The sequence below is a fragment of the Pseudomonas sp. WHRI 8519 genome (genome assembly GCF_040224055.2).
GTDB lineage: Bacteria > Pseudomonadota > Gammaproteobacteria > Pseudomonadales > Pseudomonadaceae > Aquipseudomonas > Aquipseudomonas putida_X.
Genome location: NZ_CP167996.1, coordinates 1,428,633 through 1,451,415 on the forward strand (window position 1 = coordinate 1,428,633; position 22,783 = coordinate 1,451,415).

At 62.8% G+C, this 22,783-nt stretch carries 17 protein-coding genes, 4 tRNA genes and 1 pseudogene; 16 read left to right on the forward strand and 6 right to left on the reverse strand.

Annotation, left to right across the window (positions count from 1 at the left end; translation table 11 throughout):
- Positions 1–99: 99 nt before the first annotated feature.
- Both ABRP30_RS06495 and ABRP30_RS06500 read left to right on the forward strand, forming a co-directional pair.
- Positions 100–933 carry an amidohydrolase family protein gene (locus tag ABRP30_RS06495; protein ID WP_349976564.1) on the forward strand — a complete coding sequence of 278 codons (834 nt, stop codon included), beginning with the start codon at positions 100–102 and terminating at the stop codon, positions 931–933.
- 32 nt (positions 934–965) lie between these two features.
- On the forward strand, positions 966–2,267 hold the full coding sequence (locus ABRP30_RS06500) for an SLC13 family permease (RefSeq protein WP_267821761.1): 1,302 nt from the start codon (positions 966–968) through the stop codon (positions 2,265–2,267).
- Positions 2,268–2,332: 65 nt separating this feature from the next.
- Here the strand turns inward: ABRP30_RS06500 and ABRP30_RS06505 are convergent, their stop codons facing one another.
- Together ABRP30_RS06505 and ABRP30_RS06510 are read right to left on the reverse strand one after the other, a co-directional pair.
- Entirely contained in the window at positions 2,333–3,196 is an 864-nt protein-coding gene (locus ABRP30_RS06505; RefSeq protein ID WP_372490476.1) for a methyl-accepting chemotaxis protein, read from the reverse strand.
- 39 nt (positions 3,197–3,235) lie between these two features.
- Positions 3,236–4,321, reverse strand: a pseudogene (locus tag ABRP30_RS06510) (methyl-accepting chemotaxis protein); the annotation flags it as partial.
- Positions 4,322–4,519: 198 nt separating this feature from the next.
- On the opposite strand from ABRP30_RS06510, the gene ABRP30_RS06515 reads away from it, so the two are divergent.
- Positions 4,520–6,397, forward strand: a complete 1,878-nt coding sequence (locus ABRP30_RS06515) for a 1-acyl-sn-glycerol-3-phosphate acyltransferase (RefSeq protein ID WP_241802796.1) — start codon at positions 4,520–4,522, stop codon at positions 6,395–6,397.
- Between the two features lie 10 nt (positions 6,398–6,407).
- Here the strand turns inward: ABRP30_RS06515 and sugE are convergent, their stop codons facing one another.
- The gene (gene sugE, locus ABRP30_RS06520; RefSeq protein WP_349976562.1) at positions 6,408–6,725 is read right to left on the reverse strand and encodes a quaternary ammonium compound efflux SMR transporter SugE; all 318 of its coding nucleotides are present in this window, start codon (positions 6,723–6,725) and stop codon (positions 6,408–6,410) included.
- A 212-nt stretch (positions 6,726–6,937) separates the two neighbouring features.
- Entirely contained in the window at positions 6,938–7,858 is a 921-nt protein-coding gene (rdgC, locus tag ABRP30_RS06525; protein ID WP_008098477.1) for a recombination-associated protein RdgC, read from the reverse strand.
- Between the two features lie 216 nt (positions 7,859–8,074).
- Here rdgC and ABRP30_RS06530 point away from each other — a divergent pair.
- From ABRP30_RS06530 to ABRP30_RS06545, 4 genes are all read left to right on the forward strand, one after another.
- A tRNA-Val gene (locus tag ABRP30_RS06530) sits at positions 8,075–8,150 on the forward strand.
- Positions 8,151–8,163: 13 nt separating this feature from the next.
- Positions 8,164–8,240 (forward strand) — tRNA-Asp (locus tag ABRP30_RS06535).
- 169 nt (positions 8,241–8,409) lie between these two features.
- Positions 8,410–8,485: transfer RNA gene (locus tag ABRP30_RS06540), tRNA-Val, on the forward strand.
- 13 nt (positions 8,486–8,498) lie between these two features.
- Positions 8,499–8,575, forward strand: a tRNA-Asp gene (locus ABRP30_RS06545).
- 88 nt (positions 8,576–8,663) lie between these two features.
- On the opposite strand, the gene map is transcribed toward ABRP30_RS06545, so the two are convergent.
- Entirely contained in the window at positions 8,664–9,461 is a 798-nt protein-coding gene (map, locus tag ABRP30_RS06550) for a type I methionyl aminopeptidase (RefSeq protein WP_349976030.1), read from the reverse strand.
- Between the two features lie 292 nt (positions 9,462–9,753).
- On the opposite strand from map, the gene ABRP30_RS06555 reads away from it, so the two are divergent.
- From ABRP30_RS06555 to pcaQ, 4 genes are all read left to right on the forward strand, one after another.
- Positions 9,754–13,743, forward strand: a complete 3,990-nt coding sequence (locus ABRP30_RS06555; RefSeq protein ID WP_349976031.1) for a bifunctional nitrate reductase/sulfite reductase flavoprotein subunit alpha — start codon at positions 9,754–9,756, stop codon at positions 13,741–13,743.
- A 301-nt stretch (positions 13,744–14,044) separates the two neighbouring features.
- Positions 14,045–16,597, forward strand: a complete 2,553-nt coding sequence (nirB, locus tag ABRP30_RS06560; protein WP_349976032.1) for a nitrite reductase large subunit NirB — start codon at positions 14,045–14,047, stop codon at positions 16,595–16,597.
- On the forward strand, positions 16,597–16,959 hold the full coding sequence (nirD, locus tag ABRP30_RS06565) for a nitrite reductase small subunit NirD (protein WP_349976033.1): 363 nt from the start codon (positions 16,597–16,599) through the stop codon (positions 16,957–16,959). Before nirB ends, nirD begins: the two co-directional genes overlap by 1 nt.
- A 126-nt stretch (positions 16,960–17,085) precedes the next feature.
- Entirely contained in the window at positions 17,086–18,018 is a 933-nt protein-coding gene (pcaQ, locus tag ABRP30_RS06570) for a pca operon transcription factor PcaQ (RefSeq protein WP_267821777.1), read from the forward strand.
- Between the two features lie 62 nt (positions 18,019–18,080).
- Here pcaQ and ABRP30_RS06575 read toward each other — a convergent pair whose 3' ends face one another.
- Complete coding sequence (locus ABRP30_RS06575) at positions 18,081–19,397, reverse strand: hypothetical protein (RefSeq protein WP_349976034.1); 1,317 nt, start codon at positions 19,395–19,397, stop codon at positions 18,081–18,083.
- 347 nt (positions 19,398–19,744) lie between these two features.
- On the opposite strand from ABRP30_RS06575, the gene ABRP30_RS06580 reads away from it, so the two are divergent.
- The 5 genes from ABRP30_RS06580 to ABRP30_RS06600 all read left to right on the forward strand — a co-directional run bounded on the left by ABRP30_RS06580 (position 19,745) and on the right by ABRP30_RS06600 (position 22,655).
- Positions 19,745–20,497 carry an FKBP-type peptidyl-prolyl cis-trans isomerase gene (locus tag ABRP30_RS06580; RefSeq protein WP_241802803.1) on the forward strand — a complete coding sequence of 251 codons (753 nt, stop codon included), beginning with the start codon at positions 19,745–19,747 and terminating at the stop codon, positions 20,495–20,497.
- 279 nt (positions 20,498–20,776) lie between these two features.
- A complete protein-coding gene (locus ABRP30_RS06585) occupies positions 20,777–21,217 on the forward strand; it encodes a YkvA family protein (protein ID WP_267821782.1) in 441 nt (146 codons plus the stop codon).
- A gap of 73 nt (positions 21,218–21,290) precedes the next feature.
- Positions 21,291–21,461 carry a YhfG family protein gene (locus ABRP30_RS06590; protein WP_241802805.1) on the forward strand — a complete coding sequence of 57 codons (171 nt, stop codon included), beginning with the start codon at positions 21,291–21,293 and terminating at the stop codon, positions 21,459–21,461.
- A 490-nt stretch (positions 21,462–21,951) separates the two neighbouring features.
- Positions 21,952–22,290 carry a helix-turn-helix transcriptional regulator gene (locus tag ABRP30_RS06595; RefSeq protein ID WP_349976035.1) on the forward strand — a complete coding sequence of 113 codons (339 nt, stop codon included), beginning with the start codon at positions 21,952–21,954 and terminating at the stop codon, positions 22,288–22,290.
- Entirely contained in the window at positions 22,287–22,655 is a 369-nt protein-coding gene (locus tag ABRP30_RS06600) for a hypothetical protein (protein ID WP_012313182.1), read from the forward strand. Before ABRP30_RS06595 ends, ABRP30_RS06600 begins: the two co-directional genes overlap by 4 nt.
- Positions 22,656–22,783 lie beyond the last annotated feature (128 nt).

A 22,783-nucleotide genomic window follows, 5' to 3' on the forward strand; every position in this document is an offset into this window, starting at 1 on the left:
TCGACTGAAGATATGGTCATATATTCATATATATGACTGCATGTTTGTATAACAACGCAGCGCTCCAGCTGCCAATAACAATCGACCAGGGTTCGCTTCATGACCAACCCCTATCTGCCCGCCATCACCGGCGTCGATACCCATGCCCATATCTTTCGCCAAGACCTGCCGATGGTGCCCAACCGTCGCTACAGCCCAGACTACGATGCGCTGATCGAGCAATACCTCGATCATCTGGATCAGCATGGCCTGTCCCATGGCGTGCTCATCCAGCCCAGTTTCCTGGGCACCGACAACAGCTTCATGGTCCAGGCTCTGCGCCGCTTTCCTGAGCGCTTGCGTGCTGTGGCGGTCGTCGATGCCACGGTCAGCGATCAGCAGCTCGATGCGCTGGGTGACGCCGGCGTGGTGGGTATCCGCCTGAACCTGGTTGGCAAGCACCTGGCAGATTATGCCGGGCCCGAGTGGACCGCCTTGTTCAAACGCTTGGCTGCGCGCGGCTGGCAAGTGGAAATCCAGCGCTGTTTCGATGACTTGGCCTTGATCGTGCCAGCGATCCTCGCCTGCGGCGTAAACGTGGTGGTCGATCATTTTGGCCTGCCTGCCGAGGGGATCGACCCGCAAAAGGACAGCCACCGCACCTTCCTTCACCTGCTCAGCGAACCGAAGGTGTGGCTGAAGCTGTCCGCCGGTTATCGCAGCCAGACCGACCCGGCCAAAGCGCAGGTGCTGCTGGCCCAGATACGGCAGGCAGCGGGTGGCCTGGATCGGTTGCTGTGGGGAAGCGACTGGCCCAACACCCAGTTCGAGCGCCAGACCCGCTACGCCGACCAGTATGCCTTCTTCGAAGCGCTGCTCCCCGATGCGGGCGAGCGTGCCCAGGTGCTGAGGCTCAACCCGGTGAAGCTGTTCGGCTTCGACCGTTCGCGCTGATACTTACACAATAACAACAGGACACTTTCAACATGATGAGCATGCTAGTCGTCGCGGCCATCGTCGCCGCCGTGGCCCTCGGCTACAAGACCAAGATCAACATCGGCCTTTTCGCCATCGCCTTTGCCTATCTGATCGGTTGTTTCGGCATGGGCCTGAGCCCCTCGGAGGTCATCGGCCTGTGGCCTCTGAAGATCTTCTTCGTGATCTTCTCGGTCTGCCTGTTCTATAGCTTCGCCACCGTCAATGGCACCCTGGAGAAGCTGGCCGAGCACCTTATCTACCGCTGCCGTGCCGTGCCGCAGTTGCTGCCGTTCGCGGTGTTCTTCGCCGCCACCGTGATCGCCGCGATGGGGGCCGGGTATTACACCGTACTGGCGTTCATGGCGCCTATCACCCTGCTGCTGTGCGAGCGTACCCGCATGAGCCTGATCGTCGGCGGCATGGCCGTGAACTATGGCGCGCTCAGCGGGGCCAACTTCATGTCCAGCCAGAGCGGCATCATCTTCCGTGGGCTGATGACCAATGCCGGCGTGAGTGACAACCAGGCCTTCATCAATGCTGCCGGTATCTTCGTCAGCACCTTGGTCATCCCACTGCTGGTGATCGGAGTATTCGTCTTCCTTACCAGCCATGGGCGTGCGTTGAAGGCCTCTGTCGTTGCTGTCGAGGCGCCAGCGCCGCTCAACAACCAGCAGCGAACCACGTTGTGGCTGACTCTGGCGATGATGCTGATGGTGCTGGCTGCGCCTGTGGCCAGCATCGCCCTGCCGGGCAATGCCACGGTGGCGTTCATCAACGCCAAGGTGGATATCGGCCTGATCGCCAGCCTGTTCTCGGTGATTGCCCTGTTGCTGAAACTCGGTGACGAGCGCAAGGCCATGGCGACCGTGCCTTGGGGCACGCTGATCATGATCTGCGGTGTGGGCATGCTGATTTCCGTGGCGATCAAGGCCGGCACCATCGACATCCTCGCCTCCTGGATCGGCACCAGCATCCCGCCAATCATGGTGCCGGTCGTATTCGGTGCGGTGGCGGCATTCATGTCCATTTTCTCCAGCACCCTGGGCGTCGTGACGCCAGCCTTGTTCCCCATGGTGCTGCCAATTGCGCAGAACATGGGTATCGAGCCCATGATCCTGTTCATTGCCATTGTCGCGGGTGCTCAAGCCACCTCCATCTCGCCGTTCTCCTCCGGCGGCAGCCTGATTCTGGGTTCCTGCAGCAACGAGAAGAGCCGCATGTCGCTATTCCCGCAGTTGCTATTCAAGGCGGCGCCGATCGGTTTCGTGGCGGCGCTGGCGTTCAATGTGCTGCTGACCTTCGTGCTCTGACGTTCCAATGCATGAAAAAAAACCGCAGCCTGGCTGCGGTTTTTTTGTGCCTGCGGTTGCAGTGACTAGAACCGGAACCGGCTGATCATCTGCTGCAACTGCCCACCCAGCCGCGCCAGTTCGACACTGGAGGCGGACGTCTGATGGCTGGCTTGCGCCGTCTGTTCGGAAATATCCCTCACCGTCACCACGCTACGGCTGATCTCTTCGGCCACCGCGCTCTGCTGCTCGGAAGCTGCGGCAATCTGCTGGTTCATCGATTGGATTCCCGAAACGCGCTGGGTTATGCCTTCCAGCGCCACCCCGGCTTCCCGCACCAGCGCCACGCTGCTCTGGGTCAGGCTCTGGCTTTCGTCCATCAGTTCGCTCACTGAACGGGTGCCTTCCTCCAGGCTACCGATGGCCGACTCGATCTCCAGGGTGGACGCCTGGGTGCGCTGCGCCAGGCTGCGCACTTCATCGGCCACTACGGCAAAGCCACGGCCAGCCTCGCCAGCGCGGGCCGCTTCGATCGCGGCATTGAGCGCCAGCAGGTTGGTCTGCTCGGCCACCGCCTTGATGACGTCCATCACCTTGCCGATACGCTGGCTCTCGTTGCGTAGTGCGCCCATGGCTTGGCCAGTGGCGTCTACCTGGTTGGCCAGCCGGCCGATCTGCGCGACGGCGCGGTTGACCACGCGGTCGCCTTCGCGCGCTTCTTCGTCCGTGGCACTGGCAGCCTGCGAGGCCTCACCGGCGTTGCGCGCCACTTCGTGTACGGTGGCGGCCATTTCCTGCATGGCCGTGGCAACCTGATCCGTTTCAACTTTCTGGCTGCTGGCGCCAGCACTGGTCTGCTCGGTGATCGCCGACAGTTCTTCGGTGGCACTGGCAATCTGCGAAATACCGTCGCGCACCTGCGCGATCAGGTCGCGCAAGTTGCCGGTCATGCCCTGCAAGGCATTCTGCAACTGGCCGACTTCGTCGCGGCGGCGGCTGGGCGGTTGCTCGCTGAGGTCCCCGGCTGCAACTTGCTGCATGGCGCGCAAGGCCTGCTGCAGTGGAGCACTGATCTGGCGGGCGATGATGAGCGCGGCGAAGATGCCCATGAGCAGCGCCAGCAGCGTGGTGAAGATCTGCAGGTTCTTGGCGAACTGGCTGTCGTTGACCACCGACACTGCCTGGGCGTCGAGCAAATCACCGATCAGGCCTGTGAGCGTGTCGATGTCACTGGCCATGGCGTTGCGGCGCTCGATCAGCGTGCTCACTTCACCCCGGTACGCTTCGACCGCGTCGGCATAGGCACGAACCTGTTGGTTCAGGGTGCTGAACTGTGCGTCGAAATCGCCATTGAAACGCGCCACCAGGCCAGGCAGGTCGTTCACCGTGGTGGCGATCTGTGCGTTCATCAGTTTTTCGGTGTCGGCGTTGGTGTTACCGGTGTAGCCGCGTACGTGGTAGCGGAGCAGGATCAGGTTCTCGCGGATCTGATTGATCGCTTCGCCGCGGACAACGCGTTGCTCGGCGTCGGGCAGCGCGCGTACCTGGGTGCGGATCGTTTCGATGCTGGCGAACGATCGGGTGGCGAGGGCGCCCATTTCCTTCTGTGCCGCCCGCATTTTCTGGTACGACTGGAAGCTCTGTGCCTGGTTGGCAGCATACCCTGCAAGGGTCTGCTCGGCCTTGTCGAGCAGCGCCAGGTTCTGGGGCTTGACCAATGTCCCACGCAGTTTCGCCAGCGGCGTCTTGAACGCGTCAAGCGCATCCTGCAACGCCTTGGCCTGGTCTTCTGCGCCATTGGCCATGGCATGGCTCAAGCGCGCCTCACGCAGGTCGCCCAAGGCATCGTTGAGGCGCGCCACCGCACCGACCACCTCGCTGCGGCGCACCAGGCTGCCCATGCCTTCCCAGCTGATCAGCGACTGGAGCAAGGTCAGGCCCAGCACCAGGCCGAAACCGAGGAAGAGTTTGTGGGCGATCCTGAGATCGCCTATCCAGGTAAGCATGCTGCTGAGCTCCTTTTCTTGTGCGTTGGAGGAGACCGGAGGTCCATTCCTTCTGTTAGATACAGTCATCTATATGTTTAGTCGGCAGATGTAACAAAATCTGAACACCGATAGCAAGAAGATTGGCGTCAAAATGCCATCATTTGGGGTGGCGGGCGGTCTACACGACGTAACTGGCTTGCCAGCAACAGGCTTTACCGTGCAGATTTGTGGCTTATTGCGGCCTGCGTGCCTCAAATGACTAAAGCCCCTCAGGGAACAAGGACGATGAGTCATTCCTCGCAATTCACCTTGCTCGGCAAGCGGCGCTTCCTGCCGTTTTTCATCACCCAGTCGCTGGGTGCCTTCAACGACAACCTGTTCAAGCAATCGCTGATCCTGGCCATCCTGTTCAAGCTCAGCCTTGGCGACGGGGACCGCTCGATCTGGGTCAACCTGTGCGCGTTGCTGTTCATCCTGCCGTTCTTCCTGTTTTCGGCGCTGGGCGGGCAGTTTGGCGAGAAGTTCGCCAAGGACGCGTTGATCCGTGCGATCAAGCTGGCCGAAATTGCCATCATGGCCATCGGGGCGCTCGGCTTCGTCAGCGACAGCCTGCTGCTGATGCTGGTGGCGCTGTTCGGCATGGGTACCCATTCGGCGCTGTTCGGCCCGGTGAAGTACTCGATCCTGCCCCAGGCCCTGCGTGAAGAAGAGTTGGTGGGCGGCAACGGCCTGGTGGAAATGGGCACCTTTCTCGCCATTCTCGCCGGCACCATCGGCGCCGGTGTGATGATGGCCAGCGACAGCTACGCCACCGTGGTGGCGGGCGGGGTAGTGGGTACCGCAGTGCTGGGCTACCTGGCCAGCCGCTGGATCCCGCGCGCGGCGGCCATATCACCGCAAATGGCGCTGGACTGGAACATCTTCAAGCAGTCGTGGGTGATCCTGCGCATGGGGCTGGGGCAACCGCCGGCGGTGTCGCGCTCCATCGTCGGCAACTCGTGGTTCTGGTTCGTCGGCGCCATCTACCTGACCCAGATCCCGGCCTATGCCAAGGACTGGCTGCACGGGGACGGCACGGTGGTGACCCTGGTACTGACACTGTTCTCGGTGGGTATCGCCCTGGGCTCGTTATTGTGTGAGCGGCTCAGTGGGCGCAAGGTCGAGATCGGCCTGGTGCCCTTCGGCTCTTTCGGCCTGACGCTGTTCGGGCTGCTTTGGTGGTGGCATTCCGGTGATGTGCCGGCCGGCGCAGCCCCCCACGATTGGCTGGCACTGCTGGGCCTGAGCCAGGCCTGGTGGATCCTGCTGTCGATCGTCGGGCTTGGGGTATTCGGTGGCTTCTATATAGTGCCGCTGTACGCGCTGATCCAGGCGCGTACCGCCGAGGACCAGCGCGCGCGCGTGATCGCCGCCAACAATATTCTCAATGCTTTGTTCATGGTGGTGTCGGCCATCCTCACCATCGTCCTGCTGGGCCTTGCAGACCTGAGCATTCCGCAGCTGTTCCTGGTGGTGTCGCTGCTCAACATCCTGGTCAACGCTTATATCTTCAAGATCGTGCCCGAGTTCACCATGCGCTTCTTGATCTGGCTGTTGAGCCACTCGATGTACCGGGTGGAGCACCGCGGCCTCGAGCGCATTCCCGACGAAGGCGCAGCGCTGCTGGTGTGCAACCATGTGTCATTCGTTGACGCGCTGCTGCTCGGCGGTGCCATCCGCCGCCCGATCCGGTTCGTGATGTACTACAAGATCTACAACCTGCCGGTGCTCAATTTCGTGTTCCGCACCGCCGGTGCCATCCCGATTGCCGGGCGCAATGAGGACCCGGCCATTTACGAGCGCGCATTCGCCCGTATCGCCGAGTACCTGTCGGCGGGGGAGGTGGTGTGCATTTTCCCGGAAGGCAAGCTGACCGGCGATGGCGAGATCGATGTGTTCCGCGGCGGTGTCAGCCGCATTCTGCAAGAAACCCCGGTGCCGGTGATTCCGTTGGCGCTGCAGGGGCTGTGGGGCAGCTTCTTCAGCCGCGACCCGGGCAAGGGGTTCTTCAAGCGCTTGTGGTCGCGGGTGACCATCGTCGCTGGCGCTTCCATCCCGGTGGAGGTGGCGCAGCCTGAGTTGCTGCGTGAGCAGGTCAGCCGCTTGCGCGGCGACCTGCGTTAGGCGTAGGCGGTCAGCTGGCGCTGACTTTCAGGCCGATCAGGCCGGTAACGATCAGCGCCACACTGACCAGCCGCACCAGGGCCATGGACTCACCGAACAGAATGATGCCGGCGATCACGGTGCCGACGGCACCCACGCCGGTCCAGATGGCATAGGCGGTGCCCAGCGGTGGCTCTTTCATGGCCAGGCCCAGCAGGCCGAGGCTGATGACCATTGCGCCGACGGTAAGCACGGTGGGAAGCGGGCGGGTGAAGCCGTCGGTGTATTTGAGGCCGACAGCCCAGCCGACTTCGAACAGGCCGGCGAAGAACAGGATGATCCAGGACATGAGTAAGTCTCCATCGTTTGACTGATGGGGCCGTCCCCGTAATGGTCACGCAGTGCGTCGTGAGGTCGTCCTCACAGTGGCCATCATGCAGCTGCAAGCTTGAAGCTGCAAGCTACAAGCTACAAGCTACAAGCAGTACGGCGGTGTATTGAGCACCGCGCTCCCGCTTTTGATCTTTCTTGTAGCTTGCAGCTCACAGCTTGCAGCTGCTGTCAGACCCCTTGGGGGATCTCTTCGCCGCCGAGGGCTTCGAACAGCACCGGGAGGAATTCGCTGAAGGTCATCATCATCAGCAGGAAGCTGGCATCGAACTGCTGGGCCGCTTCATCGCCGCCATCCTGCTCGGCCTGCTCCTGCAGCAGCTCCTCGAACTTCAGGCGCTTGATCACCATCTTGTCGTCCAGCACGAACGACAGCTTGTCCTGCCAGGCCAGAGCCAGTTGCGTGACCACCTTGCCAGTGCTCAGGTGCAGCTGGATTTCCTCGCCAGTCAGGTCCTGGCGTTTGCAACGCACGATGCCGCCATCTTCGGCCGTGTCGCGCAGCTCGCATTCATCCAGCACATAGAAACCTTCGGCAGCCTGCTGCGACTTGACCCAGTCGGTCATGGTCGCGGTCGGTGCGATTTTTACCGTCGCCGGGCGCACCGGCAACGAACCCATCACCTCACGCAGCGTCGACAGCAGGTCTTCGGCGCGCTTGGCGCTCGCCGAGTTGACCAGGATCATGCCCAGGCGCGGGGCGATGGCGGCGAAGATCATCGAGCGGCGGATGAACGCCCGCGGCAGGAACGCCTGGATGATCTCGTCCTTGATCTGGTCGCGCTCCTTTTTATAGACCTTGCGCATCTGCTCGGTCTCGATCTCTTCGACCTTCTCCTTCACAGCATCGTTTACCACGCTGCTTGGCAGAATGCGTTCTTCCTTGCGCGCGGCAATCAGCAGGAACTCGCCGCTGACGTGCACCAGTGGGGCGTCTTCGCCCTTGCCGAACGGAGCGACGAAACCGTAAGTGGTCAGCTCCTGGCTAGCGCAGGGGCGGGCCGGCTTGCTGGCCAGGGCGGCCTCCAGTGCTTCAGCCTCGAATGGGACATCCTGGGTCAGGCGGTAGGTCAGCAGGTTCTTGAACCACATGAGGGTGAGTCTCTCCTTAATGCATAAGGGGGGCATTATTCTCCGTGCAGCCGTTCCAGGCCAGCCCTGTCATTGGGCCAGCAGCTATATAGGAAGAAAGAAACCCTGGACCGCGCTAGGTCTTTGAAAGGCCTGAACATTTTTTTTAGAAAAGTTGAAAAATGTGCTTGCCAGGGTGGCGGCCCATCCGTAGAATGCGCGCCACACCGAGACGAAGGGTGATTAGCTCAGCCGGGAGAGCATCTGCCTTACAAGCAGAGGGTCGGCGGTTCGATCCCGTCATCACCCACCACTCGATGTATAGCGCAGCGGTAGTTCAGTCGGTTAGAATACCGGCCTGTCACGCCGGGGGTCGCGGGTTCGAGTCCCGTCCGCTGCGCCATATTCCACTTCCAGGGCCCACTGAACACCCGGAAGTAACGAAGAAAGCGACCTTAGGGTCGCTTTTTTTGTGCCTGCTGTTTGGGGTTTCGATTTTTTTCAAAAAAAACAGCCCTACGGCTTGCCAGGCTTGCGCTTGCTCCGTAGAATGCGCGCCTCACCGAGACGAAGGGTGATTAGCTCAGCCGGGAGAGCATCTGCCTTACAAGCAGAGGGTCGGCGGTTCGATCCCGTCATCACCCACCACTCGTTGAATAGCGCAGCGGTAGTTCAGTCGGTTAGAATACCGGCCTGTCACGCCGGGGGTCGCGGGTTCGAGTCCCGTCCGCTGCGCCATATTCCACTTCCAGGGCCCACTGAACACCCGGAAGTCACAAAAAAAGCGACCTTAGGGTCGCTTTTTTTGTGTCTGTATCCCGTGCTTTCAACCCACGCGTTCTTCCTTGCGTAGCGTCAGCACCTCGACCCCATCCTCGGTCACCGCCACGGTATGCTCCCACTGCGCCGACAGCGTATGGTCGCGGGTAATCACCGTCCACCCATCCTTCAAGGTCCGTGTGCCACGCCCGCCCTGGTTGATCATCGGCTCGATGGTAAACACCATGCCCGGCTTGAGCTTCATGCCCATGCCGCGCTGGCCGTAATGCAGCACCTCTGGCGCCTCGTGCATCTGCTGGCCAATGCCATGGCCGCAGTACTCGCGCACCACGCTGTAGCCCGCCGCTTCGGCATGGGCCTGGATGGCGTGGCCGATGTCGCCAAGCGTCGCCCCCGGGCGCACCTGCTCGATCCCCTTCCACAGGGCCTCATAGGTGGTGTCGACCAGGCGCCGTGCCTCATCGCTGATCGGGCCCAGGCAATACATCTTCGACGAGTCGGCGATGTAGCCGCCTTGTTCCAGCGTGATATCCACGTTGATGATCGACCCTTCACGCAATACCTCATCGGCCTTGGGCATGCCGTGGCAGACCACATGGTCCACCGAGGTATTGAGCGAGTAGGGGAAGCCGTACTGGCCCTTGCTCGCCGGGCGTGCCTTGAGGGTGTTGACGATGAAGGCCTCCGCGCGGTCGTTGATCTGCATCGTGGTCACGCCGGGGCGAATGAACGTGTCGAGGTCGGCGAATACCTGGGCCAGTAAACGGCCGGCGTTGCGCATCAGGTCGAGTTGAGCAGGGGTCTTGAGGATCACTTGTGACATGTGGGGGGCGCAGTAACTCATGCTGGGATTTGCCCCAGCATAGCGCCATGGGGCGTTGGGGTGCCACCGCATGGTGCGTTGCCCTGCTGGCCTTGCCTGCTCCCCCCGCGTTGAAATACCGGTGATCCTGCAGCGGCCGGCTTGCCGGCGACGGCGCGGTAGGGCTGGCCCGACAATTGCTGAAAGACCCCCATCAAGGCCGTCAACGTCGACTGCCTTCAACCCTTCACGACAAAGGCGCCGTGTTGCCCTCGCTTGCCAAGCAAGCCGGGGCAGCCGGCGCCTTTTGCGTTTGCACCAGGAGACCCGCCCCATGGCCAGCACCGAAGTACGCAGCGTCTGCCCCTATTGCGGCGTAGGCTGCGGCATCGTCATGAGCGTGGCCGATGGCAAGGTCAGCAAGATCAGCGGTGACAAGCAGCACCCGAGCAACTTCGGCCGTCTGTGCACCAAAGGTCTTACCGCGCACCTGCCCCTGACCGCCGCCGGGCGCATGGACAGTGCCTTTGTGCGCCAGCAACGCGACCATGAACCGGCGCGCAGCAGCATGGACCAGGCCATCGCCCAGGCTGCCGAGCGCCTGCGCGGCATCATCGACCAGCACGGCCCGGACGCCGTAGCGCTTTACGTTTCCGGGCAGATGTCACTGGAAGCCCAGTACCTGGCCAACAAACTGGCCAAGGGCTTTATCCGCACCCGTCATATCGAGTCCAATTCACGCCTGTGCATGGCCAGCGCCGGCAGCGGCTACAAACTCTCGCTGGGAGCCGATGGCCCGCCCGGGAGCTACCAGGACTTCGAGCGTGCCGAGGTGTTCCTGGTGCTGGGTGCCAACATGGCCGACTGCCACCCGATCCTCTTCCTGCGCCTGCTCGACCGGATCAAGGCGGGGGCGAAGCTGATCGTGGTCGACCCACGCCGCACCGCCACCGCCGACAAGGCCGACCTGTTCCTGCAAGTGCGCCCCGGTAGCGACCTGGCACTGCTCAACGGCCTGTTGCATCTGCTGCACCGCAATGGCCAGACCAACCCCGACTTCATCGCTCGCCACACCGAGGGCTGGGAGGCGCTGCCGGCCTTCCTCGAGGACTACACGCCTGAGCGCGTCGCCGCCATCACCGGCCTTGCAGAAGATGATATCCGCCAGGCTGCCGCATGGATCGGCAGTGCAGGGGAGTGGATGAGCTGCTGGACCATGGGCCTGAACCAGAGCGTGCACGGCACCTGGCATACCAACGCAATCTGCAACCTGCACCTGGCCACCGGCGCCATCTGCCGCCCCGGCAGCGGGCCGTTCTCGCTGACCGGCCAGCCCAATGCCATGGGTGGCCGCGAGATGGGGTATATGGGGCCGGGGCTGCCGGGCCAACGCTCGGCGCTGGTCGACACCGACCGTAGGTTTGTCGAAGCGCAATGGGGCCTGGCACCCGGCAGCCTGCGGGCAGAAAGCGGCGAGGGCACGGTAGCCCTGTTCGAGCAGATGAAAACCGGCGAAGTGAAAGCCTGCTGGATCATCTGCAGCAACCCGGTGGCCAGCGTCGCCAACCGCCAGCAGGTGATCGATGGCCTGCGCCAGGCGCAGCTTGTGATCACCCAGGATGCCTTTCTCGACACCGAAACCAACCCATACGCCGACATTCTTCTGCCCGCGGCACTCTGGGCTGAAGGCGAGGGTGTGATGATCAATAGCGAACGCAACCTCACACTGATGCCTCGCGCCGTGCCGGCACCGGGCCAGAGCTTGCCGGACTGGCAGATCATCGCCCGGGTCGCCTGTGCCATGGGGTACGCCGAAGCCTTCGACTACGCCGACGCTGAAGCGGTGTACGACGAAATCCGTCGTTTCTACAACCCGCTCACCGGCTACGACCTGCGTGGGGTGGGCTACCCGCAACTGCGCGACAAGCCGTACCAGTGGCCTTGCCCGCCCGGCCGCGTGGACGACCGCAGCCCGGTGCGTTACATCGACGACGGCGCATGCGCTGCCCCGGTGTTCCCCACCGCCAGTGGCAGGGCCCGCTTCTTCGCCCGGCCCTGGCTGCCCGCGCCGGAGCTGCCCGACGCCGACTACCCACTGGTGCTCAATACCGGGCGCGTGCAACACCAATGGCACACCCTGACCAAGACCGGCAAGGTGCCGGCCCTGAACAGGCTGGAGCCCGGCCCCTTCGTCGAGCTGCATCCCGAGGATGCCGCCCGGCTGGGCATCCAGGGCCGGGACCAGGTGGCGATCCGCTCGCGCCGGGGCCAGGCCGTGCTGCCGGCGCGGGTCAGCGACCGGGTCATGCCGGGCAATTGCTTCGCGCCATTCCATTGGAACGATGTGATCGGCGAGCAACTGGCAATCAATGCCGTGACCTGCGATGCGGTCGATCCGCTGTCGCTGCAGCCTGCCCTCAAGCACTGCGCCGTGGCCCTCGAGCGGGTTGCTGGAGAACGCATCGATGCCCTGGACCTTGGCACCACCACCCATGCACCGGAGCCTGCCCGTATGCCGACCGCGATCCTCTCTCGCCTGCTTGGTCTGGACACCCTCCCAGCCCCCGTACTGGCCGAAGACGAACGCCATTACCTGCAGGGCTTTCTGCTCGGCCTGGACCAGGCGCGAGCCGAAGGGGTTCCCCGTTTGCCGGCCAGTGCGCCCTTGGCGGCCTCGCGCCGGTCGTTCGTGGATGGGCTGCTGGCCGGCCTGTACGCCCAGCAGCCGGCAGCAGCGGCGCTGCTCCCCGCCACGGCCCGGCATCAGGTGCTGTGGGCCTCGCAAACCGGCAACGGCGAGGCGCTGGCCGAGCGCTGCGCAGAGCGTTTGCGCGGCGCAGGGCTGCAGGTGCAGCTCAGTTGCATGGAGGCGATCAGCCCAAGCCAGTTGCAAGGCGCGGCGAGTGTGCTGCTGATTGCCAGCACCTTTGGCGATGGTGATGCGCCGGACAGCGCCACCGGGTTCTGGCGGGCGCTGCAAAGCGAGGAGGGCGCCCACTGCGCTGAGCTGCCTTATGCGGTGCTGGCCCTTGGCGACTCCAGTTACGCCCAGTTCTGCGGCTTTGGTCGCAAGCTCGATCAGCGCCTGGCCGAACTTGGGGGGCGCCGCCTGCTGCCGCGGGTCGACTGTGAACCGGATTTCGATGAGGCCTTTGCCACTTGGCTCGACGCGCTGTTGCCCCAGCTGGGCAGCGCTGCCGTGGCGCGCCCGGTCAATCAGGCCGACGCCGCTGCGCCGTACAGCAAGCAACGGCCGTGGGCGGCGACGCTGCTGGAAAACACCCTGCTCAGTGGCCCCGGTTCAAGCAAGGAAACCCGCCAGCTGGTGTTCGAGCTTCCCGGCAGCGGCTTCACCTACGCGGTGGGCGATGCGCTGGGCGTGTGGCCCCGCAACTGCCCGGCGCTGGTGGAGGAGTTGTTGGCGCTCATGCAGCAGGACGGCCAGGCCCTGGTCGACCTCAAGGGCCAGCCGCCCATGCCGTTGGCCCAGGCCTTGGCGTCGCACCTGGAAATTGCCAGGGTCACCCCTCAGCAACTGCAGGTCTTCAGCCAGCAGGCTGAAGACCTCCGGCACCTGTTGCACCCTGAACGCACGGCAGCCCTGCAGGATTGGCTATGGGGCCGGCAGTTGGCCGACGTGCTGCGCGCGTTTCCACAAGACCTGCCGTTGGCAACCTGGCTCGAGTTGCTCAAACCCCTGCAACCGCGCCTGTACTCGATCAGTTCCAGCCCATTGGCCCACCCCGGCCAGGTGCATCTGACCGTCTCTACCGTGCGTTATGGCCAGCGAAAAGGGGTGAGTTCGAGCTTCCTCGCTGACCGGGGGCAGGCTGTGAAAGTGGCGATCTTTCCCCAGGCATCCCGGCATTTCCACCTGCCTGAAGACGATGACGTGCCGCTGATCATGGTGGGCCCCGGTACAGGCATCGCGCCGTTTCGTGCGTTTCTCGAAGAGCGTGAGGCGCGGGGGGCAAAAGGGCATAACTGGCTGTTCTTCGGCGAGCAATGTGCAGCCACGGATTTTTATTACCAGGCGCAGTTGCAGGCCTGGCAGGCCAGCGGCCACCTGCGCCTGGACACCGCGTTCTCCCGCGATCAGGCAGAAAAGATCTATGTGCAGCAGCGGATGCGTGAGCAGGGTGCGCAGGTGTGGCAGTGGCTGGAGGCGGGGGCCTACTTCTATGTGTGCGGTGATGCTCAGCGCATGGCCAAGGATGTGGATGCAGTGCTGCGCGAGATCATTGCCGAGCACGGTGGTGTGGATGCCGATGCCTATATGCAGGCCTTGAGCAAGGCCAGGCGTTATCGCCGGGATGTGTATTGAAGTGCTCCAGGATGGGGAGCAATGCACCGTGAATGTGCGTGGTTCGGGTTGGCTCGAAGGTCGGTAAGCCGGCTTTCACTCCTGCAGCACAGGGCCAAATGCCAGCGAAGCCCCTGTATGCGCCGGGTTGCCGGCGAGAGGGCCGCGACAGGCGAGGTAACTGGCACATTCCCTGCTTTATCTCCAGCACAACAAGCCCCACTGATCAACGGCGATCAACCGGGGGCACTCCGTGATGAATACAGGCAAAGGCGCCTGGAGCTTCGGCTCCAGGCGCTTTTTTTTGATCGAGGATCGGCTTATGAAGGCAACAGCGAGCAGCGGGCAACGAGAGCGACTGGTCATCGTCGGCAACGGCATGGTGGGCCACCATTGCGTCGAGCAACTGGTCGAACGCGGCGCGCTGGCGCGCTTCGAGTTGCGCGTGTTCGGCGAGGAGCGCCAGCGCGCCTACGACCGCGTGCACCTGTCTGAATACTTCAGCGGCAGCTGTGCCGAAACCCTGGCCCTGTGCGAGCAGGGTTTCTATGGCGCCAACGGGGTGCACCTGCACCTGGGTGAAGCGGTGCTGCAGATCGACCGCGAGCGCTGTGAAGTGGTGACCGCCGAAGGCCGCTACGGGTACGACCATCTGGTCCTGGCCACCGGCTCTTACCCCTTCGTGCCCCCAATCGAGGGCTCCAGCGGCAACGCCCGCCTGGTCTATCGCACCCTCGACGATCTCGACGCGATACGCGCCGCAGCCGTCGATGCCACCCGTGGCGTGGTGGTGGGCGGCGGGCTGCTGGGCCTTGAGGCGGCCAATGCCCTCAAGTCCCTGGGCCTGGAAGCGCACGTGGTGGAGTTCGCGCCACGGCTGATGCCGGTGCAACTGGATGCTGAAGGCGGCGCCGCGCTCAAGGCGCAGATCCAAGCGCTGGGCGTAGGCGTGCACCTGTCGCGCGCCACCCAGTCGATCAGCGACGGTGAGGTCTACCGCTATCGGATGAATTTCGACGGTGGCGAACACCTGGAAACCGACCTGGTGGTGTTCTCTGCCGGTATCCGCCCGCAGGATGCCCTGGGCCGTGCCTGCGGCCTGGAGATCGCCGCCCGCGGCGGGGTGGTGGTCGACAACCACTGCCGCTCCAGCGACCCCCGGATCTTCGCCATCGGTGAATGCGCCTCGTGGAACGGCAGCGTGTTCGGCCTGGTTGCGCCGGGCTACAGCATGGCGCGCAACGTCGCGGCGCTGTTGTTGGGCGAAGCGGCTGAGGAATTCACCGGGGCCGACATGTCGACCAAGCTCAAGCTGCTGGGCGTCGATGTCGGCTCCATCGGCGATGCTCATGGCGCCACGCCGGGCTCGCGCAGCTACCGCTTCATCGACGAGGCCAATGCCGCCTATCGCCGGCTGGTGGTCGATGCCAGCGGCAAGCACGTACTCGGTGCCGTGCTGGTGGGCGACAACAGCTACTACGATACATTGCTGCAATACGCCCAGAACGGCATCGCCTTGCCTGCCGACCCGGCGGCCTTGATCCTGCCGCAAAGCGGCGGCGTACCAGCCCTGGGCGCCGATGCGCTGCCTGACAGCGCGACCCTCTGCTCGTGCCACAACGTCAGCAAGGGCGCAGTCTGCGCAGCGATTGACAGTGGTTGCGCCGACCTGGCTGCGGTAAAGGGCTGCACCAAGGCTGCCACCGGCTGTGGCGGCTGCGCGGCGCTGCTCAAGCAAGTGTTCGAGCATGAACTCACCGCCCGTGGCGTGGCCGTGGACAAGCGCCTGTGCGAGCACTTCGCCTACACCCGGCAGGAGCTGTACGGGCTGGTGCGGGTGGGTGGCATACGCACCTTCAATGATTTGCTGGCGCGCCATGGCCAGGGCCATGTCGGCTGCGACATCTGCAAGCCGGCGGTGGGCAACATCCTCGCTTCGTGCTGGAACCAACCGATCATGGACCCTGCCCTGGTGCCGCTGCAGGACACCAACGACACCTTCATGGCCAACATGCAGAAAAACGGTACCTATTCGGTGGTGCCGCGCATTCCCGGCGGCGAAATCACCCCGGACAAACTGATCGTGATCGGTCAGGTGGCCAAGAAGTACGACCTTTACACCAAGATCACCGGCGGCCAACGCATCGACCTGTTCGGCGCCCAGTTGCACGAGCTGCCGCTGATCTGGGGCGAGCTGATCGAGGCCGGCTTCGAGACTGGCCACGCCTACGGCAAATCGACCCGCACGGTGAAGTCCTGCGTAGGCAGCACCTGGTGCCGCTACGGTGTGCAGGACAGCGTCGCCATGGCGCTGCGCCTGGAGGCCCGCTACAAGGGCCTGCGCAGCCCGCACAAGCTCAAGTTCGCGGTTTCTGGCTGCACCCGCGAATGCGCCGAGGCGCAAAGCAAGGACATCGGCGTGATCGCCACCGACAAAGGCTGGAACCTCTACATCTGCGGCAATGGCGGCATGCGCCCACGCCATGCCGAGCTGTTCGCTACCGACCTGGACGACGAGACCCTGGTACGCCTGATCGACCGCGTGCTGATGTTCTACATCCGCACCGCCGACAAGCTGCAGCGCACGTCGGTGTGGCGTGAAAGCCTGGACGGCGGCCTGGACTACCTCAAGCAGGTGATCCTCGAAGACCGCCTGGGCCTGGCTGCCGAGCTGGAAGCGCAGATGCAGCATGTGGTCGAGCAGTACGAGTGCGAATGGGCCAATGCCCTCAACGATCCGGAAAAGCTCAAGCGCTTCCGTACCTTCGTCAACGATCGACGCGCCGACCCGGACGTGCACTTCGTCCGCGAGCGTGAACAACGTCGCCCCGCTGCACCCCTGCACCTGATCCCTACCGTCGAGGAGGCTGTCTGATGAACCTGTCCAATGCTGCTGTGGCAAAGCAACCCAACTGGCAAGCGGTGTGCCACACCGCTGACCTGGTCGCCGACTCCGGTGTGGTGGTCTGGCTCGATGGCATCCAGGTCGCCCTGTTCTACCTGCCGGGGCAGGCGCAGAGCCTGTACGCGGTGGACAACCGCGACCCACGCTCGGGGGCCAACATCATTGGCCGCGGGCTGGTGGGCAGCCTGCAGGGTGAGCTGGTGGTGGCAGCCCCGCTGTACAAGCAGCACTTCAGCCTGCACAGCGGGGCCTGTCTGGAAGATGCCAGCCAGCACTTACGTGTTTGGCCGGTACGGCTGAACGGGGAGGCAGTGGAAGTGGCGCTGGCCTGATCCCGGCTCTGGTTCTGCGTGTGCTTCTGAACAAGCGATAGCGCGGGCGCCGCCGATTGCGACTTCTAAAGACCGGGGCGAGGAACCCTGGGTACGCCACCGGTGGCGATGCGGTAAGCTTGGCGCATGAACCTCGACACCCGCATCAAGTACCGCCACCTGCTGTGCTTTCTGGAGATTGCCCGGCAGGGCAGCCTGGCCAGGGCCGCCGACATTCTGGCGATCAGCCAGCCTGCGATTTCCAAGACCCTCAAGGAGCTTGAGGACCTGCTCGAAACGCGACTTTTCGAGCGCAGCCGCCAAGGGGTCGAGCTGACCCCGGCCGGCACCCGTTTCATGCATTACGCCGGGCCCAGCGTGCAGGCCCTGCGCGACGGCGTGAGCAGCTTGCGCGGTGAAGCGCGGGCACCGTCGCAGGTGCGCATCGGCGTGCTGTCCACGGTCGAAGGCCTGCTGATGCCCGAAGTGCTGTGCCGGCTGCACCAACGCCACGAGGCGTTGCTGATCAGCGTGGTGACCGGGGCCAGTGCACAGTTGCTCGGGCAGTTGCGCCTGGGGGAACTGGAATTGGTGGTGGGGCGCATGACCGACAGCCCGCAGATCCAGGGTTTGTCGTTCGAACACCTGTACAGCGAGTCGATGGCTTTGGTCGTGCGCCCCGGCCACCCATTGCTGGCCAGCACGCAAGTAGACCGAGCCCGCGTCAGCCGATACCCGCTGGTGCTCCCGCCACCGGGCACGACCATTCGCCAGCACGCCGACAGCCTGTTCGTGCAATGCGGCATTCAACTGCCGGCCCAGCGCCTGGAGACCCTCTCACTGGCCTTGAGCCGCCGCTACCTGCTAGGCAGTGACGCCGTGTGGGTGGCGCCGCGTGATGCGGTGCTGCTCGACCTGCGCCGCGGCGAACTGGCCGAGCTCGACCTAGGGGTGCGGGAACCGGGTGGGTCGGTGGGTATCTGCCGCAATGCCGCCTTGGCGCTGAGCCTGCCCGGGCAGTGGGTGTGCGATGTATTGCGGGAAGTGGCGGGGCAATATCGCGAGCGGTCGTACCCGTAAGCTTCGTCGTAGCCGAGCGTTCCTGGCCGAGGAACGCTCGTGGGCTTGATGCTCAACTGCTGTCAAGCGCTTGGCAAGGCCACCGCTGCCACACAGGGAACAGTCGAGCCGCGGATCTCATCGTCACGGCCATTGATCAACAAGCGCTGGTTGCCTGCATCGAGCGAGACCGTCGATCCAGAGGCATAGAAGCCGTCCTCTGGTACTTTTGCGCCGAACTGGCCGTAGCCGAAGGGCGGGACGAAGCGGGTGTCGAACGTGCCCTCGGAGGTCAAGCTGAAGGCAAGCATATAATCGTAGAAATGACCGTAACCCACCAGGCCACCGGCAGTTTCTACGCCGGCGAACCAACCGCCCGGCTTGTCAAATACCAACGCTTCGCCGCCGTTGAACTCCCTGGCCGGCGCCCCCGAGTAGTCGATGCGGTAAACGGTCGGGTAGCTGATATTTTCAGCGACGTCGAACAGTTCCCCGTAAAATGTGATTCGCTTGGCGACCGGGTCTACGGAAAACCCATTATTGATGATCCAGGGGGCGGACCAGTGGAAACCTTCGGTGCCAAAGGTATCATCCACGATCCCGTCAAGGGTCATGGCTGTGGTAACGCTGTAGGCGTCTTCCCCCCGCATCAGATACCAGGTCAATACCAGCTGCTGCGCATTCGAGGGGGACATGAAATTGGCAATGCCGTCTACGAAGTGTGAACGGGTATCGGGTATTAGCTTGCCGACATCGACCAGGCCATCAGCACCAAAATCCACGCGCAATGCGCCGTCATTGTCCAGCCCCAGCACCACCGGCTCGAAGTTCTCCGACTTGCGAGCGGTGGCGAAAATGAGGCCCTTCGTCACTGCCAGGTGCTCCAGCAGCAAATCTTCGCCGATCAAGTCGCGGGGGGCGACGTACCCATTGCCCTTCCCAAATTCCCGGTCCGGTTGCCCCTCGGCACTCAGTTTCCAAAGGTGGCTGGCTGATTGCTCCTGCATCGTTATGGATATCAGCAAATTTCCCCTAGCATCCTCCACGATGCACTCGGGGGCTGAGTATTCGGTGCTCCCTGCCTTGTTGAAATCGAAGATTCCACCGTCACCAAAGCTGTTGTCCAGGGTGCCTCTATCCTTCAGGCAAGCGACGAAAACCTTCGCTTCATTCGTTTTGGGGTTGTGACTTGTACCGATTACATAAGTGCGACCAGCGCTCACCGTGCTGTTGATGATTGCATAGGTGTTAGCCCGTGACCCGGCGATTTTTTCAAAGATGTAGGCGAGCCCATGGATGCCGTAATCACAATCGAGGGGGGCCTGCGGCAGCTTGATGGATGTGCGGGGCCCGGCATGGGCTTTACGGGTTGAGCGGTTGGGCTTTGGTGAAATGTTCATGGCTCTTCCTCGGTAATGAGTAAACGCGGGGCCGTGCGGCTTAGGGGGGTGATCAGCCATTGCGCGTCAGGTGCGTTGCAGGCTCATTGGAAACCAGGCTCAAGGAGGGCGCTACTGGCAGAAATGCCAGCTTGGGGCCGGCCGCTGGAAGGGCCAAGTTTGCAGGGGCGTTTGCTGGGCTTATGGTCAATACTGGCCAAAGGCCCTTAAGGTTGAGTGCAAGCGCGCTACCGAGTGAACTAACTCCATGAAACCCGCTCTTATGCCGGTAGCCATTGGTAATGGCCGCCTGATAAGCTCGCGGCTTTACCCTGATTGCCCACATGGCGCATGAACAAGGAAATAGCATGAAACAGCATCGTTTGGCGGCTGCGGTTGCCCTGGTAGGCCTGGTACTGGCTGGCTGTGATCAACAAGCCAGCAGCCCCGAGCTGAAAACTCCGGCACAGAAAGCCTCCTACGGTATCGGCCTGAACATGGGCAAGAGCCTGGCTCAGGAAGGCATGGAAGACCTTGATTCCAAAGCCGTCGCCCTCGGCATCGAAGACGCCGTTGGCAAGAAAGAACAGCGCATCAAGGACGAAGAGCTGGTAGAAGCCTTCACCGCGCTGCAGAAGCGCGCCGAGGAGCGCCTGGCCAAGGCCAGCGAAGAAGCCGCCTCCGCCGGCAAGAAGTTCCTCGAAGAAAATGCCAAGAAGCCAGGTGTGGTCACTACCGCCTCGGGCCTGCAGTACGAAGTGGTCAAGAAGGCCGACGGCCCACAGCCCAAGCCGACCGACGTGGTGACTGTCCACTACGAAGGCAAGTTGATCGATGGCAAGGTGTTCGACAGCTCGGTCGAGCGTGGCAGCCCGATCGACCTGCCGGTCAGTGGTGTCATTCCAGGCTGGGTCGAAGGCCTGCAGCTGATGCACGTTGGCGAGAAGTACAAGCTGTTCATCCCGGCTGAACTGGCCTACGGCGCACAGAGCCCAAGCCCGCTGATCCCGGCCAACTCGGTGCTGGTGTTCGACCTGGAACTGATCGCCATCAAGGACCCGGCCCAGCTGCAAGGCGACGCGCCTGAAGCTGAAGCTCCGGCTGAAGCACCAGCCAAGTAATACCGGCTGGTAGCGCACAACGCCCCGTTCTACGGGGCGTTGTCGTTTGTGCAGCAGGCCTCGGGCCGAACCTCCGCGGCAGCAGACTGTCCGAGAAAGGGCAGCGTGAAGAAGCAGGAGGCTTCTGACGCAAATCGTTTGCGGTTTTGAAACGACTGTGTAAAAAACGCCCGATCTGACCGGGGCCCTTGCTTTACAGGCACCTGCCGTCAGAAACTTCGCCCTGTTCACAAGGTTATCCACAATAAATGTGGATAACCTCTCCCTGCTGGAGGCTACATGAGCGCACCCTGGAATTTCGCCCGCTTCCTGCCCTTGGCCGAGCGCCTGCTAAGCCGTGGCCGCTTGCCGGCTTTGCTGTTCGCGGTGGCCCGCAAAGGCCCGCGCCTGGGCCAGTTGCGTGAAGACATCAAGCTGTTGCAGTCGCTGTGCCTGGCCTGGTGGCGTGGCGAGTACCGCGCGATCAGCCCGAAGGCGCTGGTGACCATCGTCGCCGGCCTGCTGTATTTCGTCAGCCCCATCGATGCGATCCCCGACTGGCTGCTGGGCGTAGGTTTTCTCGATGACATCGCCGTGCTCGGCTGGGTGCTGAAAACCGTCTCCGATGAGCTGGCGCGGTTCAAGGCTTGGCGCGACAACCAGGCACCCGAGCGCTTGCGCGTGGTCGAGCGCTTGCCTGACACCCCTGAAGCGTTGCGCCTGGAGCGTAAAACGCCCTAAAAGCACCGTTTTCCAATGGTGCAAAGGGTTCGGCTACAATACACACACTGCATGCTAACCAAGGGTCATAGAGATGGAAAAGCTCAGTTTGGAAGCCAAGAAAGCTTGGTTCGCCAAGCACCGCAAAGCCAACTATGCGGCCAGCCTGCGCCTTGAAGGTGTATGGGTGTCGAATGGCGAGGGTGAGATCAAGCTGCCAACGCGTGCCGCAGCCCTCAAAGCAGTGCGGCTGATCAAGGCTTGAGTTCGGACAAGTACGGTTCTGAACAAGACTCGGACTGCTATCCGGGTACTGACGTTCTGATTAACCTGCTCGAGTTGCACGACCCTGACGATCTCGAAGATGCCGAACGCTACCTCAGCGCGCTCGCGGCTTCCCGTTTGGAGTTCTTACCGCCTCCTTACAGCCTGGATTCGCTGAAGCAAATCCACAGTGCCCTGTTTTCCCGTATCTAGGTGTATCGGTCAGCCAATCCTGGAAAATGACTAAACGCTGCCTATAGGCGCCAGCGCATTCGCGAGATTGTCCTCCTTGACTGTCGAGAGCGCGCGGCAGGTGGAAATCCCTTACAATGAGATATAACAGAAGAAGAGCAGCCCGATTGCCTTTCGCTATTGGTCGACGACGGCTTTATGCATCGGCAAGCACGCGCAGTTAAGGCAGGCCTGTGAGAGATGCAAGCCTGGGGCTGTTGAGCGGATTACATGCGGTAATCCTACGTAAGGGGGTTGTTATGGGTATTCAGGTCATTAGCCGGGACGGTCAGCCCGAGTACGCCGTCGTTCCCTGGGAGCAGTATCAGGCGCTGCTCAAGGCGGCCGGCCAGGCGCCTGCCGAGGCGGTTAGCGAAACCCGCGATCACACTGAGCCAAGTGCCGGTTTGCCCGCGTTCAGCGAGGTAGGGCAGTTGCGTCAGGCCAAAGGCATTGCACCCGAGCAATTGGCGCGCAATGTGGGGGTAAGCCCCGCCTACCTGGCGATGATCGAGTCTGGTGAACGCCAGCCGGATGCAGCGATCCGCCGTGCCCTGGCCTGGCACCTGGGGGTGGCGGGCTGGAGCGAGCCGTCATGAGCCAGGTCAGGATCAGCCGTCAGCATTGGCAGAGCTTGCTGGACGAGCTTGACCTGGCCCGCCGCCAACGGCATTTGCTGACTTACCGCGCGCTGATCGAGCGTTTGCAATTGCCCAGCCCTGCCATGCAGACGCTGACTGCGGCGCTCGAGTACCTGGCGGTGCTCGATGCCCGTGCCGAGCAGCCGCTGCGCAGCTCACTGGTGATCAGCCAGGGCGCCAGCCGCCTGCCGCGCACCGGTTTTTTCGAATGCGTTGAGCGCCTTGGGCGCTTCTCCGGGCCGGTCGACGGCATGGAGGCCGCGTCGTGGCATGCTTCGGAAGTTGTGCGGGTCTTCGAGTATGCCTACCCGGAGATTGCCTGACAGGTTGAGGGCGGCACTGTGAATGCGGTCGTAGGCCGATAGACGTGCGCCGCACTGTTGCCACCCATGGTACACACCGAAAGTAGAAGGGGCCGAGCACTTACGTGCCCGGCCCCTTTTGTTTCAAT

What these genes read in the sequence shown, in the direction of transcription:
- ABRP30_RS06505 (WP_372490476.1), bottom strand. Translation starts at nt 3,196, where the DNA reads ATGACCGGCAACTTGCGCGACCTGATCGCGCAGGTGCGCGACGGTATT.
- ABRP30_RS06500 (WP_267821761.1), top strand. Translation starts at nt 966, where the DNA reads ATGATGAGCATGCTAGTCGTCGCGGCCATCGTCGCCGCCGTGGCCCTC.
- ABRP30_RS06600 (WP_012313182.1), top strand. Translation starts at nt 22,287, where the DNA reads ATGAGCCAGGTCAGGATCAGCCGTCAGCATTGGCAGAGCTTGCTGGAC.
- ABRP30_RS06595 (WP_349976035.1), top strand. Translation starts at nt 21,952, where the DNA reads ATGGGTATTCAGGTCATTAGCCGGGACGGTCAGCCCGAGTACGCCGTC.
- ABRP30_RS06515 (WP_241802796.1), top strand. Translation starts at nt 4,520, where the DNA reads ATGAGTCATTCCTCGCAATTCACCTTGCTCGGCAAGCGGCGCTTCCTG.
- ABRP30_RS06590 (WP_241802805.1), top strand. Translation starts at nt 21,291, where the DNA reads ATGGAAAAGCTCAGTTTGGAAGCCAAGAAAGCTTGGTTCGCCAAGCAC.
- ABRP30_RS06585 (WP_267821782.1), top strand. Translation starts at nt 20,777, where the DNA reads ATGAGCGCACCCTGGAATTTCGCCCGCTTCCTGCCCTTGGCCGAGCGC.
- map (WP_349976030.1), bottom strand. Translation starts at nt 9,461, where the DNA reads ATGAGTTACTGCGCCCCCCACATGTCACAAGTGATCCTCAAGACCCCT.
- ABRP30_RS06495 (WP_349976564.1), top strand. Translation starts at nt 100, where the DNA reads ATGACCAACCCCTATCTGCCCGCCATCACCGGCGTCGATACCCATGCC.
- ABRP30_RS06555 (WP_349976031.1), top strand. Translation starts at nt 9,754, where the DNA reads ATGGCCAGCACCGAAGTACGCAGCGTCTGCCCCTATTGCGGCGTAGGC.
- nirD (WP_349976033.1), top strand. Translation starts at nt 16,597, where the DNA reads ATGAACCTGTCCAATGCTGCTGTGGCAAAGCAACCCAACTGGCAAGCG.
- ABRP30_RS06575 (WP_349976034.1), bottom strand. Translation starts at nt 19,397, where the DNA reads ATGAACATTTCACCAAAGCCCAACCGCTCAACCCGTAAAGCCCATGCC.
- nirB (WP_349976032.1), top strand. Translation starts at nt 14,045, where the DNA reads ATGAAGGCAACAGCGAGCAGCGGGCAACGAGAGCGACTGGTCATCGTC.
- sugE (WP_349976562.1), bottom strand. Translation starts at nt 6,725, where the DNA reads ATGTCCTGGATCATCCTGTTCTTCGCCGGCCTGTTCGAAGTCGGCTGG.
- pcaQ (WP_267821777.1), top strand. Translation starts at nt 17,086, where the DNA reads ATGAACCTCGACACCCGCATCAAGTACCGCCACCTGCTGTGCTTTCTG.
- ABRP30_RS06580 (WP_241802803.1), top strand. Translation starts at nt 19,745, where the DNA reads ATGAAACAGCATCGTTTGGCGGCTGCGGTTGCCCTGGTAGGCCTGGTA.
- rdgC (WP_008098477.1), bottom strand. Translation starts at nt 7,858, where the DNA reads ATGTGGTTCAAGAACCTGCTGACCTACCGCCTGACCCAGGATGTCCCA.